Source organism: Myxococcus llanfairpwllgwyngyllgogerychwyrndrobwllllantysiliogogogochensis, from assembly GCF_006636215.1.
In the GTDB taxonomy this organism is placed as follows: domain Bacteria; phylum Myxococcota; class Myxococcia; order Myxococcales; family Myxococcaceae; genus Myxococcus; species Myxococcus llanfairpwllgwyngyllgogerychwyrndrobwllllantysiliogogogochensis.
This window is the reverse complement of the sequence record NZ_VIFM01000012.1, coordinates 72,289-89,246: the sequence shown is the minus strand read 5'-3', so window position 1 is coordinate 89,246 and position 16,958 is coordinate 72,289. Positions and strand designations below refer to the sequence as shown.

The window sequence follows — 16,958 nt, the reverse complement described above, 5'->3', positions numbered from 1 at the left end:
GGTTTCGCTGGGGGAGGCGGGACAGGTGAGCGGGTTGAGCGTGTCCTCTAGGACCGAGGGGTGGCTTACGCAGGCACCGACCACACAGGCTCCGAACGGCCGTGTGTGGCGATTGACGGCCACGGGTTGGCAGCCGGCCGAAGGGCTCGCCAGCCAGACGCTGTCGGCGCCGTGGATCCGTTCGTCGGGGGATGTGTGGGCGCTGGCGGGAGGTCAGGGGCTGGCGCGTTGGCGGGGACAGGGTTGGAGCGGTGCGGGGTTGCTGCCCGGCCCCGGAGCGGCGGGTGAGGACTACACGTCGCTCTGGGTGGCTCCGGGCGAGGACACGGGCTTCGCGGTGGCGACCTCGGGCGCGATTGCTCGCTGGGTGGGCTCCGGGTGGGTGTCACTCCAGTCGCCCCGCGCCGTCCGTCTGCACGGCGTGTGGGGGAGTGGACCGGATGACGTGTGGTTCGTAGGTGCGCAGGGCACGCTGCTGCACTGGAACGGTGAGGCGGTGTCGGTGGTCGACACGGGAACTCGAGAGGACCTGCTCGCCATCTCCGGCACGGACTCGAACCACGTCTGGGTTTCGGGGGCGCGCGGGAGCCTGATGGTGAAGAACGCCGGGGGCTGGCATCTGCTGACCAGGGACCTTGCGCCCTCGGCGAAGTGGAGCGTCATCACGGGGTCGGCGTCCGACCATGTCTGGGTTTTCGGAAGGACGGGCACCACGGGCGCGGCGCTCTTGTGGAATGGGCAGACGTGGCGCTCGATGGAGGCGCCGCCCGAGCCGATTGTCGCCGCGTGGGCCGCGAGCACCGAGGAGGTCTGGGCGGTGGGCACCCAGGCGCATCGCTGGAACGGGAAGACGTGGGAGAATTTCCCGCTGCCCGACGGTCTGGTCGCCCGCGCCATCCACGGCGCGAGCAACACGGAGATATGGATTGTCGGCGCGGCGGGACGGCGCGCGGTGTGGCGGGGCCGGCTCTGGCTGGATGCTGGCAAGAGTGAGGTGGAGCTGCACGACGTCTGGATGTTGACGCCGGAGTATGCGTGGGCCGTGGGCGCGGAGGGCACGTTCGAGAACTACAACGGCGCGGACTGGGTCTCCGTCGCGGTGGTGCCCGCACATACGCTGCGAGGCGTGTGGGGCGCGGACCCGGACAGCGTGTGGGCCGTGGGCGACCAGGGACTCATCGTGCACTACGATGGCACCGTGCTCCTCGCGGATACCACCAGCGCGCAGGGCGCGGCGCTCAAGGATGTCTGGGGCGCGGCCAACAACGACGTGTGGGCCGTGGGTGACAACGGAGTGCTCCTGCACTTTGACGGGACGCGCTGGCAGCGGCAGGCGAGCGGTACCACCCAGCGGCTGGTGGGCGCCTGGAGCACCCGTACGGAGGCGTGGACCGTCGGAGAGCAAGGCGCGGTGCTGCGCCGGCGCTGAGGCTTCGCGTTCGAGCGGCCGGGCGCGGTCCAACTCCGTTGGACCGCGCCCGGAGCGCTGGACTGTGTCGTTTGTTCCGGAGCGACGCCAATGATTCACACACCTCAGGAGGGCGTATCCACCAGCTCCCTCCCGAGGAACAGCGCGCCCGGGAGCGGGTTGTACACATAGGGCGCGATGGGGCGGAACCCCATGGACGTGTACAGCCCCACGGCCGCGGCCATGTGGGGCAGGGTGTCCAGGCAGATGCGTCGGTAGCCCGTGGCGCGCGCCTCGTCGCAGATGGCGTCGGCCAGCCGCCGCCCCAACTGCTCGCCCCGCGCGTCGGGCCGGATATACAGCCGCTTCATCTCGCACGTCTCGGCGTCGAGCGGCCGCAATGCCACGCACCCCAAAGCCCGGTCCTCTCGCCGCGCGAGCAGCACCTGCCCGCGCGGTGGTGCGTACTTACCCGGCAGTCCCGCCAGCTCGGACTCGAAGTCCTGGAAGCCCAGGTCGAAGCCCAGGCCCTCGGCGTATTCACGCCACAGCGTCTGGACGAGCGACACATCCGCGGGAAATCGGGCCGGTTCGATGACCATCACCCGGCACATCCTAATGTCCGGCCGGGGATGGCCGCCGCCCCATCCCCTCGCTCGTGTTTGTCGCGCGAGTCAGGGAAGTGGCGCCAGCTCCGGTACCAGGGCACGCGGCGCGTACTGGGACCATTGGGCGAGGACGCGCGCAGCTTCGGCGCATCCTCGTGGAGGTTGGAGGAATCTAGAGGCCCGTGCTGGCGTGGAGCGCGTGCACCCCCTGCTGCGCGGGCTGGAGCCAGGTGGCTCGGTAGGAGCCCGCCGCGAAGTCCCAGCTCACGCTGCCGTCGATGACGGGCTGGGACGGCTCGTGGGGCGAGGCGCCCTGCTGGAACGCGCTCGTGCCCGGCGCGTAGGACAGCGCCAGGTTCACCGGCGTCCCGAAGACAGGTCCTGTCGCCAAGCCACATCCCTTCGTGTCGCACCGCAAGGAGCCCGTGGCGTGGGGGCGGCTGACCTGGGTTGCCTCCTTCACCCACTCCGACCCGCTCCACTTCCACCAGCTCATGCCCGTGTGGAGCCGCAGTCCCTGGGGCGATGCGGCCAGCAGTCCCTTGCCGTCCGCGGGAGAGGAGAGGGTGCGCTGCGCGGACCAGGCGGTGCCGTTGTGGACGAGGTACCGGAACTCGTTCTCGAAGCCGGTCAGCAGCATGACGGTGCTCGTGTCGGCGGCGAAGTCAGGCGCCGTGTTCGACGCGGTCGCATCGGCCCGTGTCTGCCAGGCGCCCCCTGCGTGGACGCTCGCGCTCAACGAACTCCCGCCACGCTGGACCGATATGGCGTAGGAGGTGCCCGCCACCACGAGTCGCAGGCGGGTCGCGCTCCCACCGGACACCGCGCGAGGTATGGCGGTCACCGGCGCGGACCATGTCTGTCCATCCATGCTCTGTGCGGAGCGAATCTCGAGGTCACCCCACACGGCCATGAAGCCGCTGGGGCCATGGGCCAGGGCGAGGTCCGCGTTGGCGTAGGTGGCCGCCACGCTGTCCAACTTGAGGGGCGTCCCTGGTACGCCGGCCTCGTGCGTCACCCTCCAGGCCTCCACATTGCCGGTGGTTCCAGCCTGGAGGTACGCGACGACGGCCAGGTTGTCGTCCACGGCCACGCGAGGCCTGGAGCCACCTCGTGCCACGCGCACGGGCTCTTGCCAGGCCGTCCCGTCGAACTCTGCGAGGAGGATGCTCCACGCCCCCGCCTCGAACTGCTCCCACGCGGCGGCGCCATGGCCGTCGGCGGCGAAGTGGACCGACGGGTTGCGCACGCTGCCCACGAGCTCCGGAGTCACCAGTGCGTGACTCTCCTCCCACTGTCCGCTGCCCAGATAGGCGCGCAGGGCCACCAGACCCGGAGCAGCGAAGACGGCACCCACGCGGGCGCCTTGCATGGCGAGCCTCGCGCCGGCCTTCTCCATGTCGCGCAGTCGGACGCTCGGCCGCCAACCCTGGGACGTGAGCGCGGTGCCCCAGATTTCATACGCGGAATTGTCGACGTTGTTCCTCTCGGTGAGGACCAGCAGGTCGTCACCGGCGGCGCGGACGTCGCGCACGCGGTTCGCACCGGTCGTCACCACTCCCTTCGAGGCGGACGCCCAGGAACCACCTGTCTGCGCCGCGGCGTGAAGCTGCGTGGCGGTGCTGCTCCACAACGCGACGGAGTTGCCATGGTGCCGGACGAGCGCCCAGAGCTCCCGGACTGGAGTGCTCTCCAACAACACCGCGGGCTGCCAGGTCCCGTTCACGCGGTCGGCCCCGAAGAGCCCCGACGAGGCACCGAAGACGGCGGTGATGGTATTGCCATCCGAGGCGATGCGCACACTGCTCGCCTGCGTGGAGGAGATGAGTTCGGGCGCGCTCCACTGGTGGGTGTCGGCGTTGAAGAGCGCGAACTCCGTGCCTCGACTGGACACCCACGCCCGGCCGAAGCGCGTCCCCACGCGGATGTAGTGTGCATCCACGTTGGAGATGACGGAGGACTCCGACCACCGCGCGCCGTCGAAGACGACCGAGACCTCGGGGCTCGTGCCCCACCCGGAGCTCACCAGGATGGCGTCTCCATTCTGGAGGAGGGAGAGGATGGGGGAGCCGAGGTTCGGGCTCGTGTGGACCTCGGTCCACTGGGTGCCATTGAGGACCCTGAAGGTCTTCCCGTTGAGGACGTAGAGGTTGTTGCCCAAGCCGAACAGGTCACCGCTGACGTTGGGTGTCACGGAGGTGAACGACGTCCCGTCGAAGAGCATGACGCGTTTGCCCAGGGCCCACGCGTCCGACCAACTGATGATGAAGCGATTGCCCCACGAGGACACCTCCGGCGGCAGCGTGTTCGCGCCTGCCTCGCCAAGGACGGTGGAGTCCGCGAAGCCCGTGCCGGTATCAAAAGCCGCACGGACCTGGATGCTCGTGCCGGTGTCCACGCTCCACACGGCCAGTGTTCCCAGCGGGCCGGTGGCGAACGCTGGCAGGGCGGGCTGTCCAGGGAGGTCCGCGCTCACCTTCGTCCTCGAAGCCACCGTGCGGAGGGCGTACGTGAAGGGCGAAGCGAGGCTGGCGCCCTGCGGCGTGCGCACGTCCTTCACTGTCACCGTGTAGTCCGTGGCCGGCGCGAAGGGCGGCACGGGTCGGAACACCACCGTATTCGTGGAGGCCTCGTAGTTGACGAGCCCGGTGACACCCGCGACGCCAAAGTTCGCCGCGTTGACGGTGGCCGGGTCCAGGGGGCGGTCGAAGCTCACGCGGAGCGGGCCTCCGAGTGAGACGAAGCGCATGTCCGGAGCAGGCACTGCGCCACGGACCGTCGGAGGCGCGGGCGGCAGCTCCGTGATGAAGTCGAAGCCATTGAACACCCCCAGTGGGTTGCCGGCGAGGTCCTCCACGGCGCGAGCCCGACCCCGGTAGCGGGTCTGGTACTTCAAGGGCGCGCTCGGAGAGAAGGCGGCCTGAAGTCTCGCGTCGTCATACCGCACGGTGCCCGCGACACGCCGCACCGCCTGGGTCCCCGCTTCGTTCAGCTCCTCCAGGTAGACGGAATCCGTCGTCACGGACTCGGGCCGAAGCGGCTCATCGAAGCTCACGGTGAAAGGGGCGTACCGCACCGCGACGCCCACGGTCTGCGAGACGGGCAAGGTGCCCAGCACGCGCGGGGGCGAGGTGTCCCTCGACGCTGTCACCGCGAATGAGAACGAGTACGCCGCGACGAGCGCGTTGCCCGCGAGGTCCTTCGCCTGGGTGGACAGCGCGCCCGTGACACGGGCTCCGGGAGCTGGAGCGGGGCTCGTGCGGAAGTACACCGATTGCGTCCGAGGCTCGTAGGAGATGACACCGGAGAGCGGGGCGGCGGGATTGGCTCCCAGCACCTGTTCGAACCGGAGCGACTCGGCCGTGAGCGACCGGGGGTCCATCGGCTCGCGGAAGGTGATGACGTACACGGGACGCGTCGGTGCCACGCCCGCGGCGTTGTCCAAAGGCAGCGTCGTCAGTACGGTCGGTGGCGTCGTGTCCCTCTCTTTCCCCACGGAGAAGACGAAGACGTGGGGCGCGGGCAGGGACCTACCCGTCACGGTGCGCAGCCCGGTGGAGACCGCGACTGTCACCAGCGAGTCGGCGGTGAACGGCCGCGCCGGGACGAAGCTCAGGGTGTGGGTGGCGGCGTCATGACTCACGGCGCCCTCCAGCGCCACGCCGTTCTCCGACAGCGTGAGACTGGTGGCGCTCACCGAAGTGGCCTCGAGCACTTCCGTGAAGGCCACGATGACGCGCGCGTTCAGGGGCACGGCTTCCATGTCCGCCGAGGGGAGCGTGTAGTCGATGAAGCCCACGCCGTCCGAGGTCTGGGGGCCGCCATCGACGGGCCCTCCATCGGGGTTCACGCCTCCATCGGAGCCACCCGCGTCGGGCTCTCCGTCCATGGAGATGGGGGGGTCCTCGTCGCCGGGCTCGGCGTTCTTGCAGCCGGGGGTGAATGCCCAGAGGCCAAGGACGGCGAGGGCGCATCTCATCCAAGTGGTATCGAAGGTCATTGGGGTGCGGGCATGGCGCGGCGAGAGGCGAACAGGTCGCCCCCTCATTCGCAATCAAGCTGCATCAGTAAGAACGTAAGGAATGCGTGAGGTCGCACGAACTCCCGTTCAATTGCGACCGCTCGACGCCTCGGGGGCCCCATGTCGCGGGCAACCCGCGGAGTCCAAACCCTGTTTGCTGAAGCCACCTTCGGGCACACCGGACCAGGGTTGAAGTGCCCCCTCCGCCCACGGCTCCGCTCCCGCCGGGTGATGCCATGCGTGCGGCCCCCTCCACTCCCAGTCCTCCGCGGCCACCGATATCGAGGAATACCCGCGACAAGCCGAGTGGGTCCTCGTGTCTGTTCTGTCCTCCTCCCTGACGTTGCTTGACACCTGGCTTGCGAGAGGGCTACTCCAGCGCGCCTGTATTGATTTTGATACTGAGTCTCAAATTCATATCGGGAATTGACCGGATCTCACGGTGCTGACGGACAGCGCTGGGAGGCCGGTCCAGGTTCGAGGAGAGCGCGATGCACCGCGGAGCACTGAGGATTGGCAAGGGCGGTTTCTCGAAGGGGCTTGTGGCGTGTGCCGCCCTGTTCCTGTCCGCGTGCGGCGACGATGAGCCCACCCTCCCTGGGGGGCCGGGTGGAGGCGAGGAGGGCGCGCTGTACCTGGTGCACTCCGCCGTGGAGACGAACGGCAGCCGGATGAACTACTTCACGCTGGTCGACTCCCTGGACGAGCCCAAGACGCTGGACTACTCGAAGTCGCTGGAGCTGCCGGGCCGTCCCCGGCTCTACGCGGCCAAGGGCGTGGGCTTCTTCGCCATTGGCGCCGGAGAGTCTCCCACCATCACCCGCTACGAGGTGAAGGACGGCGCGCTGACGCCGGGTGCCAGCATCTCGTTCCAGAACCTCGGCGTGAAGCGGATGGGCGCCCAGGCCGTGCACTTCGTGAGCGCCACGAAGGCGTATTACAAGGACGACGCCCAGGGGCAGATCATCGTCTGGAACCCCGCGGAGATGGCGGTCGAGAAGACGCTGGCGCTGCCGGCGGAGTTCACCAAGGCGGGCTACGTCACGGGGCTGAGCCAGTGGGCCACCCGCGAGGGCGAGGCGTTCTTCGCGGTGGGCTGGTCGACGTCGACGTACGACACCGTGCTTCCGGGCTCGGTGCTCGTTCGCATCGACACGGCGACGGACGCGCTGAGCTGGTCCTCCGACGAGCGCTGCCGCGACCTCACCAAGACGGGCCGGCAGGGCGACACGCTCTACTTCTTCAGCGGCGTCATCAACGGCCTGGGCTACGCGGTCAAGGGGGCCCAGGACGCGGGCCAGCAGGACTGCTTCCTGCGCATCCCGGCGGGGCAGCAGACCTTCGACACGGGCTTCGTCGGCAGCGTGGCCTCCGCGCTCGGCGAGAACAAGGTGGGCACCATCATCGCCCTCACGGAGAACGGCACCGCGTGGCTCCAGGTGGCGGACACCACCATCACCCCGTCGGCGCCGGGCACCACCTACAGCGAGTGGTACAGCAAGGGGTGGAGCTGGTGGCAGGTGCCGTTGGCGACGCTGAGTGCCCCTTCGCGCGTGGACTCCGCGCCCGGGGCCTACAGCGGCTTCACGCTCACGTCAGGCTCCAGCTTCTTCGTCAGCCAGAGCGCGGCTACCTACTCCACCTCCACGCTGATGGAGCTGTCCTCGGGCGCCCCCAAGCCCAGCATCTCGTTCCCCGGCTTCGTCCTGGACGTCGCTCGCATCCGCTGAGCGCTCGCCCTCGATTCCCGCGAGGTCTCCTGGATGGATGTCCTGGTTCCCACGCTGCTCTGGCTCGGAGTGGTGGGTCTCTACGGCGCGTGGTGGTGTCGCCACGCGGGCCGGTGGCCGGACTCCTCGCGCGTGCCCTCCGGCTTGAAGGGCGGGGGGCTGGTGCTCGTCCTCGCGGGCTTCGCGACGTCCCTGTCGACGGCTCCCACTCCGGGGGCCGCCCTGGGCTCGGCGATGGCGTACGTCATGGCGGGGGGCACTTCGCTGGCCGTCCTTTCGCCGCTGGTGCGCCGTCCCATCCGGGCCATGGTGCTGCTGGCCCCGGTGGGCCTGTTGCTGGGCGTGCTGGAGCGCGCGTCGTGAGCGCCAGGACGCGGCGCCAGCGGGGCGTGAGCTGGCTGCTGGCGGCCGTGCTGGGGGCTCCGCTCGCCGCGCTGCTGGTCTCGGTCGCCTTGCCCGCGGTGGTGCCCGCCTCGTCGGACGTGCGCTACCTGGTGGCCTGTATCGTCGTGATTCCCCTGATGGCCGCGGCGCCGTGCATGGCGCTCCTGGCTCGCTCCGCGGCGCGTGCATGGGCCGGCGTCCTGGTGGCGAGCGGGGCGGCGCTGCTCGTCCTCTGGAGATGTCTCCCATGAAGCTTGGGTCTGGGACGTACCGCATCCTCTGGGAGGCGCATGCATGGGCGGGCGCGGTGGCTTCCGTCCTCCTGGTGGGCATGTTCCTGCTCGGCGTCGTGTCGCTGTTCCGCCACGAGCTGATGCCCTGGCAGGAGCCGCGCTTGAGGACGCCCGTGGCCGCGGACGAGGCGCGGGCGCTGGACACGCTCCAGCAATGGCTGGACGCACGGGTGGGAAAGGACGGGCCCTCCCAACTGGACGTGGACCTGCCCGCTCCGTATTCCCCCTGGCTCCGGCTCGAGTGGAAGGAGCGGGGTGGCGAGAAGACCGCCGTCTGGGTGAACCCGCTCTCCGGCGAGCAGGCCCCGGAGCGCAGCGACCTGGGCTACTTCCTGTTCCTGGTGCACTTCCTCTACCCGCTGCCGGGGGGCATGTTGATTGCCGGCCTGGTGGCCATCGTCCTGTTGCTGGTGGTGGGCACGGGGCTGGTCATCCAACTGGGCCGCTTCCGCAAGGACTGGGTGCGCTTCCGTCCGCGCGAGGCCCTGCGCACCGCGTGGGGGGACCTGCACAAGGTGCTTGGCAGCGTGGGGTTGCCCTATCAGGCGGTCATCGCCTGGACGGCGGCCATCATCTGCCTGAACTCCGCGGTCCTCCAGCCGGTGGTGGTGCGCACGGCCTTCGACGGTGACGTGGACGCGGGGCTCAAGAGCATCGGCTACCCGCGCGGAGCCAAACCCTCCAAACAGCCCGCCGAGGCGCCGCGAGTGGCCACGGTGCTGGCGCGGGCGCGCGAGGCGCTGCCGGATGCGCGGCACTACCGCTTCTCCATGCGCAACCTGGGGGATGCCCAGGCGTATGTCGATGTCCGAGGCTACGCGCGTCAGGGTCTCCACGAGTTCACCACCGTCCGCGTGTCGGGGAAGGGTGAGGTGTTGCACGTGCGGCAGGCTGGAGGGCCTGGCGCCACGGCGCGGCTGATCGAGTCCGCGTACGTGCTCCACTCCGGGCTCTATGCGGGGATGGGGCTGCGGCTCACCTATGCGCTGCTGGGCATCTTCAGCGCCCTGTGTGTGCTGACCGGCAACCTCATCTGGTTGGAGCGGCGGGCGCGCGACATGCGCCGGGTGGACGTCCTCCTCGCGCGCTTCACGGCGGGAGGGTGCGGAGCGGCGGCGTTCGCGCTCGCCGCCGTCTTCCTGGCCAACCAGCTGCTGCCCGACACGCTGACGCGTCGGGCGGATTGGGAACACACGATTTTCTTCGGGAGCTGGTGCGCCTGCGTGCTGGGTGCGCTCCTGTTTCCCCGCCCCAAGGTGTGGTCCCGGTGGTCGCTGGCCATCTCCGGCGGCATCCTGTTCCTGTTGCCCTGGTTGGATTCCTGGCGCAACGCCCGGCGCGTGTTCGACCCCGCCGGCTCGCCCTATGTGTTCTGCGTGGAGCTGGGACTGGCCCTGCTGGGCGTCCTGTTCCTGGTCTCCGCCTGGGCCATCGGGCGCATCGTGCCGAGAGATCCCAGGGACGCGCGGGCGCCCGCGCCGGTTCTCGCGCATGAGTCGCCGTGAATGTCCGGACTCCCGACGCACCCTTCACTCGCGTCCCGCTCGATGTGCTCGGGCTCGCCTTCTTCCAGCGCCCCACCGTCGTTCGCGGGGCGCGGACTCCTCTCGTGTTTCATGCAACGGACCATGACCCTCCTCGTTGACGCGTTGGCCCGCGCGAAGTGCTCGGTCTCCTGGACCTGTCCCCCGGTGTCCCTCGGGCGGACGTGGCGAACCGTGGGTCTGCTGGCCATGGTCGTCGCGCTTCCCTCCGCCGCACAGGACGCGGCGCAGGCGCCCGCCGTGGAGGCTCGCGCGACGGTGGGAGACCTCGCGGGACGGCTGTCCGCCTGTGAAGGGGGAGAGCTGGGAAAGGCCGAGGTCCTGCTGCTCGAGCCCGAGGGGCGCACCCAGACGCCGCGCCTCGATGCGCAGCGCCGCTTCGAGGTGAAGGGGCTCGCTCCGGGCACCTATGAGCTGCACGCCTATGTCCCGGGCTGTGAGCCCCAGGCGTACCGCGTCCAGGTGGCGGCGGGGGAGCGCACGGAGGTGGACGCGGTGCTCGCGGAGAGCGTCAGCCTGGAGACCACCATCGAGGTGACGGGGCGACAGTTGAGCAAGGGCGAGGAGCGCGCCCTCTCGGCCGAAGCGGTCAAGGTGGTGGAGCTGGAGGAGGCGCGGCAGCAGACCGCGGACCTGGGCGAGGTGCTCAGTCGCAACACGGGTGTCAGCGTGCAGCGGACCGGAGGGCTCGGCTCCGCCAGCCGCTTCTCGCTCAGTGGCTTCTCCGGCGAGCAGGTGCGCTTCTTCCTCGACGGCGTGCCGCTGGAGCTGGCCGGCTTCGGGCTGGGGCTCGCCAACGTGCCGGTCAACCTGCTCAAGCGCGTGGAGGTCTATCGAGGCGTCGTTCCCGTGCGCTTCGGCGCGGATGCGCTGGGAGGCGCGGTCAACCTCGTCTCCTCGGACGGAGACGAGCCGAGCGGGGCCTCCGTCTCGCTGCAGGCGGGCTCGTTCGGCACATACCGGGGGTCACTCGCGGGACAGTACAAGCTGGGGACCGGCGGGCTCTTCGTGAAGGGCCACGCCTTCGGCGACGTCGCGCGCAACGACTACATGGTGGACGTGGAGGCCGCCGATGACCGGGGGCGCCTGGTGCCCGCGCGTGTGCCGCGCTTCCACGATGGCTTCACCGCGGGCGGCGTCGGGCTGGAGGTGGGGGTGCTCGAGCGGCCCTTCGCGGAGCGCCTCTCCCTGCGTGTCTTTGGCACGCGCTCGCGCAAGGAGCTGCAGCACAACGTGGTGATGACGGTGCCTTACGGCGAGGCCCGCTCCGCCGAGTCGAGCTACGGCGCGCTGGCGACATGGTCCCAGGGCGGGCTGCTGTCCGGCAAGCTTCGGCTGGAGGGCGTGGGGGGCTACAGCCGGCGTGACACGGACTTCCGCGACATGGCGGGGTTCGTCTACGACTGGTACGGCAACGCGGGCGTGGAGCGTCGCCAGCCCGGAGAGCTGGGCACCACGCCGGCGGACCAGGTGCAATGGCAACACAGCGCCCTGGCGCGCCTTCATGCCGCCTATGAACTCACCGCGACGCAGTCCCTGAGGCTCTCGCTGGCGCCCACCTTCGTGACGCGCCAGGGTGAGGATCAGCTCAAACTGGGGACGGGCCAGCGAGACCCCTTGAGCGCGCAGCGCGACCTGCTCACGCTGGTGGGCGGGCTCGAGCACGAGCTGGCGCTGGGCGACGGACGGCTCAAGAACGTGGCCTTCGTGAAGGGGTACGTCATGCGCTCGGACTCGGAGGAGGTGCTGCCCGGGGGGGTCTTCCGGCGGGCCGACCAGGCCAGCGAGCATCTGGGCTTTGGAGACAGCCTGCGGATGTTCCTCCCGTATGGCGTGCTGGCCAAGCTCTCGTACGAGTACGCCACGCGCCTTCCCGGTCCGGATGAGCTGTTTGGTGATGGCGTGCTCGTGATGGCGAATCTGGGGTTGCGGCCCGAGGTCAGCCACAACGCCAACCTGGACTTCTCGGTGGATGACTGGCGCACGGGGATGGGGAGCTTCCGCGGAAGCGTGGGAGGCTTCGCCCGGCTCGCCGACGACTTCATCGTCAAGCTGGGAGACGACTCCACGGTGTCCTTCCAGAACGTGTATGCGGCGCGCTCGCTCGGAGTCGAGGCTGCCGCGGGATGGACGGTTCCAGGGGATTGGTTGTGGCTGGATGCCAACGTGACGTGGCAGGACTTCCGCAACACGGGCGGGCAGGGGACGTACGCGGCCTTCAAGGGCGACCGCATTCCGAATGTGCCCTGGCTCTTCGCGAACTTCAGCGCCCGGCTGCGGCGCCGCGCGCTCATCCTCCCCAGCGACTCCGCGTCGCTCGGCGTCACCTCGCGATTCATGAACGGCTTCTTCCGGGGATGGGAGAGCCAGGGCCTGCGCGAGTACAAGCAGGACGTCGATGCGCAGTTGACCCACTCGCTCAGCCTCACCTACGTGCGGGAAGGCTCGCCCACCCTGGGGGGCACGCTGGAGGTGCTCAACCTCACGAACGCGAAGACGTATGACTTCTTCGGCGTCCAGCGCCCCGGCCGCTCCTTGTCCGTCAAGCTGACCGCGGACTTCTGACCGCCACGGCGAATGCCCCGCTGCCTTTCAGCGGGTCGGAGTCCGCCTACCTTGCCGTACATCGGCCATGGCGCGGGCCCCTGAAACTCGGGAACCCGTCCGCTGACGCCAGAAAATTGGCCACTGACAGCAACTTTCACCCGGACGCGCGGAGAATCGGCTAAAACAAATTGGTCGATTGGTTTTTTATCCGCGTTCGCAGCCCGCCTCCGAGGAGTGAGAGTCCATGGCCCCGATTCGCCGCGCCGCCACCCCGACACCTTCCGCCGTGCCTCAGCCGACCGTCGCCGCCGCGCCCCCTCCGCCGCCACCGCCTCCGCCTCCAGCGCCGAAGCAGGAGCCCGCGGCGGGCCACTCGGGGCGCAGCAGCTTCCAGTCGGGTCGGCGTCCCTCGATGGACCTGTTCGGCGGCGCGGGGCCGGCGAGCACGCTGCGCACGGAGGTGTTGGGCGACGGCAAGGCCAACTGCCTGGAGAAGGCCAACACGCTGTCGAAGCCAGGGGACCAGGTGCTGCTGCTCAGCGACTCGCGCGACAGCGTGGGCCACGCGCTGGTGCGCAAGCCGGGCGGTGCCATCGTCGACCCGAACGAGCCCGGCAAGACGTACGCGAACCTCGCCGAGTGGAAGGCGACGCACTCCTCCTACGGCCAGCCAGTGGCGGTGCCGGACGCGCAGCTCGCGCGCATCCTGTCCGTGCCTCCGGGCCCCGCGCGTGAGGCGCTCATCCACGGCTTCGGTCTGACGGGCGCCGCGGCGCGCTCGGTGGCGGACGACGCGGCGGCGACGACGACGGGGGATGCGGCGGACCCGACGAAGAAGAAGGAGCTGGTGGACCTGACGCCGTCCGTCAACATCTCCACCGATGGCACCCTCGAAGTAGGCATCAAGGCCGAGTTCAAGCCCGCGGAAGGGGAGAAGAAGAAGGGCGAGGTGAAGGGCACTATCTCCGGCGGCGCCTACGCGGAGACGGAGGTCAAGCTGAGCTGGAACCCCACGGAGCCCACCGCGGACGGCCGGCACCTCATCACCGTTACGTTCGATGCCACCGGTGGCCTCAAGGGCGGCGCGGGCATCGAGGCGGGCGAGGTGGGCCCGTTCGGCGTGGAGATTGGCGCGGAGTCCGGGAGCAAGAAGTCGGTCAGCTTCCAGCTCGCGCTCACCGAGGGGGAGATTGGCCAGCTCATCATGAACCCCGGCGGCTTCCAGGTCCCCACGTTGAGCGACCCGCTGGCGCTGCCGCCCGGCAGCAAGCTCGTCATGGACGCCTCCGACTTCGTGACGACGTCGAGCGGTCTGTCCATCGGGCCCCTGAAGCTCAGTGGGGAGAACGGCAAGGAGCAGACCCAGTCGGTGGCGGTGGAGCGCACCGGAGACACCACGGTGCGCGTGACGGTGGGCCCGGAGGAGACGCTCACGTCGAAGCTGGAGCTGGGCCTGGAGTTGACCTTCAAGGGACAAAAAGTCGGCGGCGGCATCGGCTCGGAGCACAGCTACACGCAGGGCAACTCCGCGAGCGTGGAGTTCGACCTGGCCACGCCAGAGGGCCGCACGGCCTACGAGACTTTCGTCCGGGAGGGCACGCTCCCCACGCAGACGGGCCCGGGGGTCCTGGACGTGCGCACCCAGCAGACCTGGTCCGAGGAGGGCTCGCTCAGCGCGGAGCTGCACCTGACGAAGTTCGTCGGCTTCGAGCACCAGTTCTGGGATGAGAGCCTGACGCAGACGGTGACGACGGTGAATGGCCAGACGACGGTGACGGCCGAGGGCAAGGTGGCCGGCACGGACAACTCGTTTGAAATCCAGTTCTCGCTCAACCCGGACGGCTCGCGGAAGTTCGAGGGGATGAGCATGGACATCCTCCAGTACGGCGGCACCGAGTACACCACCATCACCGTGACGGGCGCGGAGGGGCTGGCGAACGTGCAGAACGTCGCGGCCCGGCAGGCGCAGGACATGGTGGTGGGCTTCTTCGCGGACTCCAGCGACCCCGCGGCGCTCGCGGCCCAGCGTCAGAAGCTCAAGGCGGAGGGTGAGCCCTTCGCCACCCTGGCGATGACGCCGAATGACCCGGGCTACAGCCACGAGGCCTGGCTCACCGCGTATCGCGACTTCGACGCGACGCACGACTACCTGCCCGATGTGCCCTCCACCACGATGACGTTGATGGAGGCCACGCCGGAGTCGATGCCCACGACGCTCTTCATGAGCCTGGGCACCGCGGGCCACGTGGACCAGAACCCCCTGGCCACGAGGACGGACGGCACGACGGCCAGCTACAACATGCCGGGGTGGATTGACCTGGGCCTCGGCCAGATGCCGGGCGTCGAGGTGAAGTGACGCGAAGCCCCGCGTCCCCACCTGAATTGCAAGGGGAGGACCAAAGAGGCTCGAGGTGGGGCGGCCCGGCGCGCTGGCGGGGATTCCGTTGCCAGATGACAAGCATCGGCGGCTCGCCGGGGAACATGGCGCCTCCCTCGCCGTATCGGGGATGACCCTCCACGCCTTCGTGGATGGCTTTGTCACCGAGGCTCCTCATGAAGACTCTTTCGCTCTCCCTGGGAGCATGGCGCTCTCTCTGCGTCCTGCTCCCGGCCCTGCTCTCCGCCTGCGGTGGGTCTTCCGCCCCAGGCGTCGACGCCGGCCCTCAGCCCGATGACGCGGGCACCCCCGACGCCGGGCCTCCACCGTGGGACGGCACCGCCACCGCGCTCGAGGACCTGGGCGACTGGGTGGATACCGGCCGCTATGACGCGTGCCAGTTCGTCAATCCGGAGAGCCTCGATCCGCTCCTCTGCGAGAGCCTCACGGCCTTTGATTCATCCAGTTGCTCCGCCCAGGAACTCTCCGGCGTGGAGGGCCGGGGCATCTACCAGGTCAACCTCCGAGGGGAGATGCGCGTTCGCGCCAACCGCCCCACCACCACGACGGTCTCCCGTTCCGCCATCAGCATCGGGCTCCACGACGACGGCACCCCGGACGCGCTGGGCAGCGGGCCGGTCATCGCCCGCGTGACGGAAGGCGGCACGTTCTTCCTCACGGGAAGACGCGCCCTTGCGACTCCCGAGGGCGACATCATCACCACCGCCTCGTTCGCCGGCTGCCATGTTCCGTCGCCCGGCGTCATCACGGGTTGCTACGTGTCGTGTTCCAGCGACGCGCGGTTCGGCAAGACGCTCGGGACCTTCGTGGCCCATCGCATGTCCTGGGCGGCCGGAGAGGGAGAGTCCTCCGGTGGTCTCTCGCTCATGTCGGAGGCCGCCACCTCCGTCGGCAGGCCCGCGGACCTCTTCGTCGCCAAGGAGCACGCCTACGTCGTCTCGCTGGATGGTCCGCCTCGGGTGGGCGGGCTCACCGTCTTCGACGTGAGGGACCGGCGCAACCCCATCCTGAAGAAGACGGTGAGCCTTGCTGGCGACACGTCGTGGAACGGCGTCTGGGCCAGGGGAGATGCGCTCTACATCGCCAGCAATTCCTCCGGGCTCGTCATCTTCGACATCAGCGACCCGGCCAATCCCGTGTTCGTGCGCCGAGCCGAGGGCCCTCACACCGTCCACACCGTGCTCGTCGACGCGGACCGGCTCTACGCCAACGCTCCGGGCACGGGGACCTATGTCTACGACGTCTCCAAACCCCTGGAGCCCACGCTGCTCCAGATTGTCACGCCGACGCCGGGAGGCTTCAGCAGCGGTCCCCATGACGTCTTCGCCTACCAGGGCCGCCTCTACATCAGCAACGCCGAGTCGGGCTTCTCCATCATGGACATCACCGACCTGAACGACGTGCGCCACCTGGGGGACTACTTCCGGCCCGACGCCATCAGCTACGCGCACCACAGCGCGGTGGGGACCTTCGCGGGTCGCACCATCGCCTTCGAGGGCGGAGAGTTCAATGGCTCCCACGTGCGAGTGCTCGACGTGACGGACCCGGCGAACATCGTCCTCATCGGCACCCACCGCATGCGGCCCGTCGTGTCCATGCACAACCTGCTGCTGCGGGGCCAACTGCTCTACGTCGCCTGGTACCACGAGGGCCTGCGCGTCCTGGATGTCTCGAACCCCACCCAGCCGAGACAGGTCGCCCACTTCAACACCTTCCGGGAGACAGACCCGGGACGAAGCCATGGCGTCTTCGAGGGCAACTACGGAGTCCGTATCCCCGGCGATGGCTACGTGTACCTCGTGGACTCGGTGCGCGGGCTCGTCATCGTCAACGAGTTGTAGCGGCGGACGCACCCCGGAGGTCGTCGGTTCGGCAGGTCGCCCGAGGCGACGACTTCCCTGCCACCGTGGGCTTTCCGCGTCCTGGCGGAACGCAGGCTGGGCGCGTTGGAACGCAACGCTCCGCCCCGACGACGGGCATTCCCGTGGCAGGACCCCTGGCATGGCGGTTGCTGTAGCGGCGGCG

10 protein-coding genes are annotated in these 16,958 nt (G+C 69.4%); 8 read left to right on the top strand and 2 right to left on the bottom strand.

What is annotated here, in order from left to right:
• Nucleotides 1–1,429: beta propeller repeat protein (locus tag FJV41_RS04970; RefSeq protein WP_281291376.1), on the top strand; the 1,429-nt coding region annotated here is incomplete at its 5' end.
• Nucleotides 1,430–1,533: 104 nt separating this feature from the next.
• Here FJV41_RS04970 and FJV41_RS04965 read toward each other — a convergent pair.
• Both FJV41_RS04965 and FJV41_RS04960 read right to left on the bottom strand, forming a co-directional pair.
• Nucleotides 1,534–2,010: a GNAT family N-acetyltransferase gene (locus FJV41_RS04965; protein ID WP_141641246.1), complete on the bottom strand. Its 477-nt coding sequence runs from the start codon at nt 2,008–2,010 to the stop codon at nt 1,534–1,536.
• Nucleotides 2,011–2,188: 178 nt separating this feature from the next.
• Nucleotides 2,189–5,995, bottom strand: coding sequence for an Ig-like domain-containing domain (locus FJV41_RS04960; RefSeq protein WP_181790398.1), 3,807 nt, complete (start codon nt 5,993–5,995; stop codon nt 2,189–2,191).
• A gap of 533 nt (nt 5,996–6,528) precedes the next feature.
• On the opposite strand from FJV41_RS04960, the gene FJV41_RS04955 reads away from it, so the two are divergent.
• The 7 genes from FJV41_RS04955 (at nt 6,529) to FJV41_RS04925 (ending at nt 16,774) form a co-directional block, all read left to right on the top strand.
• The gene (locus FJV41_RS04955; protein WP_141641231.1) at nt 6,529–7,767 is read left to right on the top strand and encodes a DUF4374 domain-containing protein; all 1,239 of its coding nucleotides are present in this window, start codon (nt 6,529–6,531) and stop codon (nt 7,765–7,767) included.
• 33 nt (nt 7,768–7,800) lie between these two features.
• Entirely contained in the window at nt 7,801–8,130 is a 330-nt protein-coding gene (locus tag FJV41_RS04950) for a hypothetical protein (RefSeq protein ID WP_141641230.1), read from the top strand.
• A complete protein-coding gene (locus FJV41_RS04945) occupies nt 8,127–8,402 on the top strand; it encodes a hypothetical protein (RefSeq protein WP_246136997.1) in 276 nt (91 codons plus the stop codon). The genes FJV41_RS04950 and FJV41_RS04945 overlap by 4 nt, the downstream gene beginning before the upstream one ends.
• Entirely contained in the window at nt 8,399–9,949 is a 1,551-nt protein-coding gene (locus FJV41_RS04940; protein WP_141641229.1) for a PepSY-associated TM helix domain-containing protein, read from the top strand. The genes FJV41_RS04945 and FJV41_RS04940 overlap by 4 nt, the downstream gene beginning before the upstream one ends.
• A 123-nt stretch (nt 9,950–10,072) precedes the next feature.
• Nucleotides 10,073–12,553: a TonB-dependent siderophore myxochelin receptor MxcH gene (mxcH, locus tag FJV41_RS04935; RefSeq protein WP_246136996.1), complete on the top strand. Its 2,481-nt coding sequence runs from the start codon at nt 10,073–10,075 to the stop codon at nt 12,551–12,553.
• A gap of 226 nt (nt 12,554–12,779) precedes the next feature.
• Complete coding sequence (locus tag FJV41_RS04930; protein ID WP_141641228.1) at nt 12,780–14,891, top strand: hypothetical protein; 2,112 nt, start codon at nt 12,780–12,782, stop codon at nt 14,889–14,891.
• A gap of 197 nt (nt 14,892–15,088) precedes the next feature.
• Complete coding sequence (locus FJV41_RS04925; protein WP_141641227.1) at nt 15,089–16,774, top strand: LVIVD repeat-containing protein; 1,686 nt, start codon at nt 15,089–15,091, stop codon at nt 16,772–16,774.
• The last annotated feature ends 184 nt before the right edge of the window (nt 16,775–16,958 follow it).

What these genes read in the sequence shown, in the direction of transcription:
- FJV41_RS04965 (WP_141641246.1), bottom strand. Translation starts at nt 2,010, where the DNA reads ATGGTCATCGAACCGGCCCGATTTCCCGCGGATGTGTCGCTCGTCCAG.
- FJV41_RS04960 (WP_181790398.1), bottom strand. Translation starts at nt 5,995, where the DNA reads ATGAGATGCGCCCTCGCCGTCCTTGGCCTCTGGGCATTCACCCCCGGC.
- FJV41_RS04955 (WP_141641231.1), top strand. Translation starts at nt 6,529, where the DNA reads ATGCACCGCGGAGCACTGAGGATTGGCAAGGGCGGTTTCTCGAAGGGG.
- FJV41_RS04950 (WP_141641230.1), top strand. Translation starts at nt 7,801, where the DNA reads ATGGATGTCCTGGTTCCCACGCTGCTCTGGCTCGGAGTGGTGGGTCTC.
- FJV41_RS04940 (WP_141641229.1), top strand. Translation starts at nt 8,399, where the DNA reads ATGAAGCTTGGGTCTGGGACGTACCGCATCCTCTGGGAGGCGCATGCA.
- mxcH (WP_246136996.1), top strand. Translation starts at nt 10,073, where the DNA reads ATGACCCTCCTCGTTGACGCGTTGGCCCGCGCGAAGTGCTCGGTCTCC.
- FJV41_RS04930 (WP_141641228.1), top strand. Translation starts at nt 12,780, where the DNA reads ATGGCCCCGATTCGCCGCGCCGCCACCCCGACACCTTCCGCCGTGCCT.
- FJV41_RS04925 (WP_141641227.1), top strand. Translation starts at nt 15,089, where the DNA reads ATGAAGACTCTTTCGCTCTCCCTGGGAGCATGGCGCTCTCTCTGCGTC.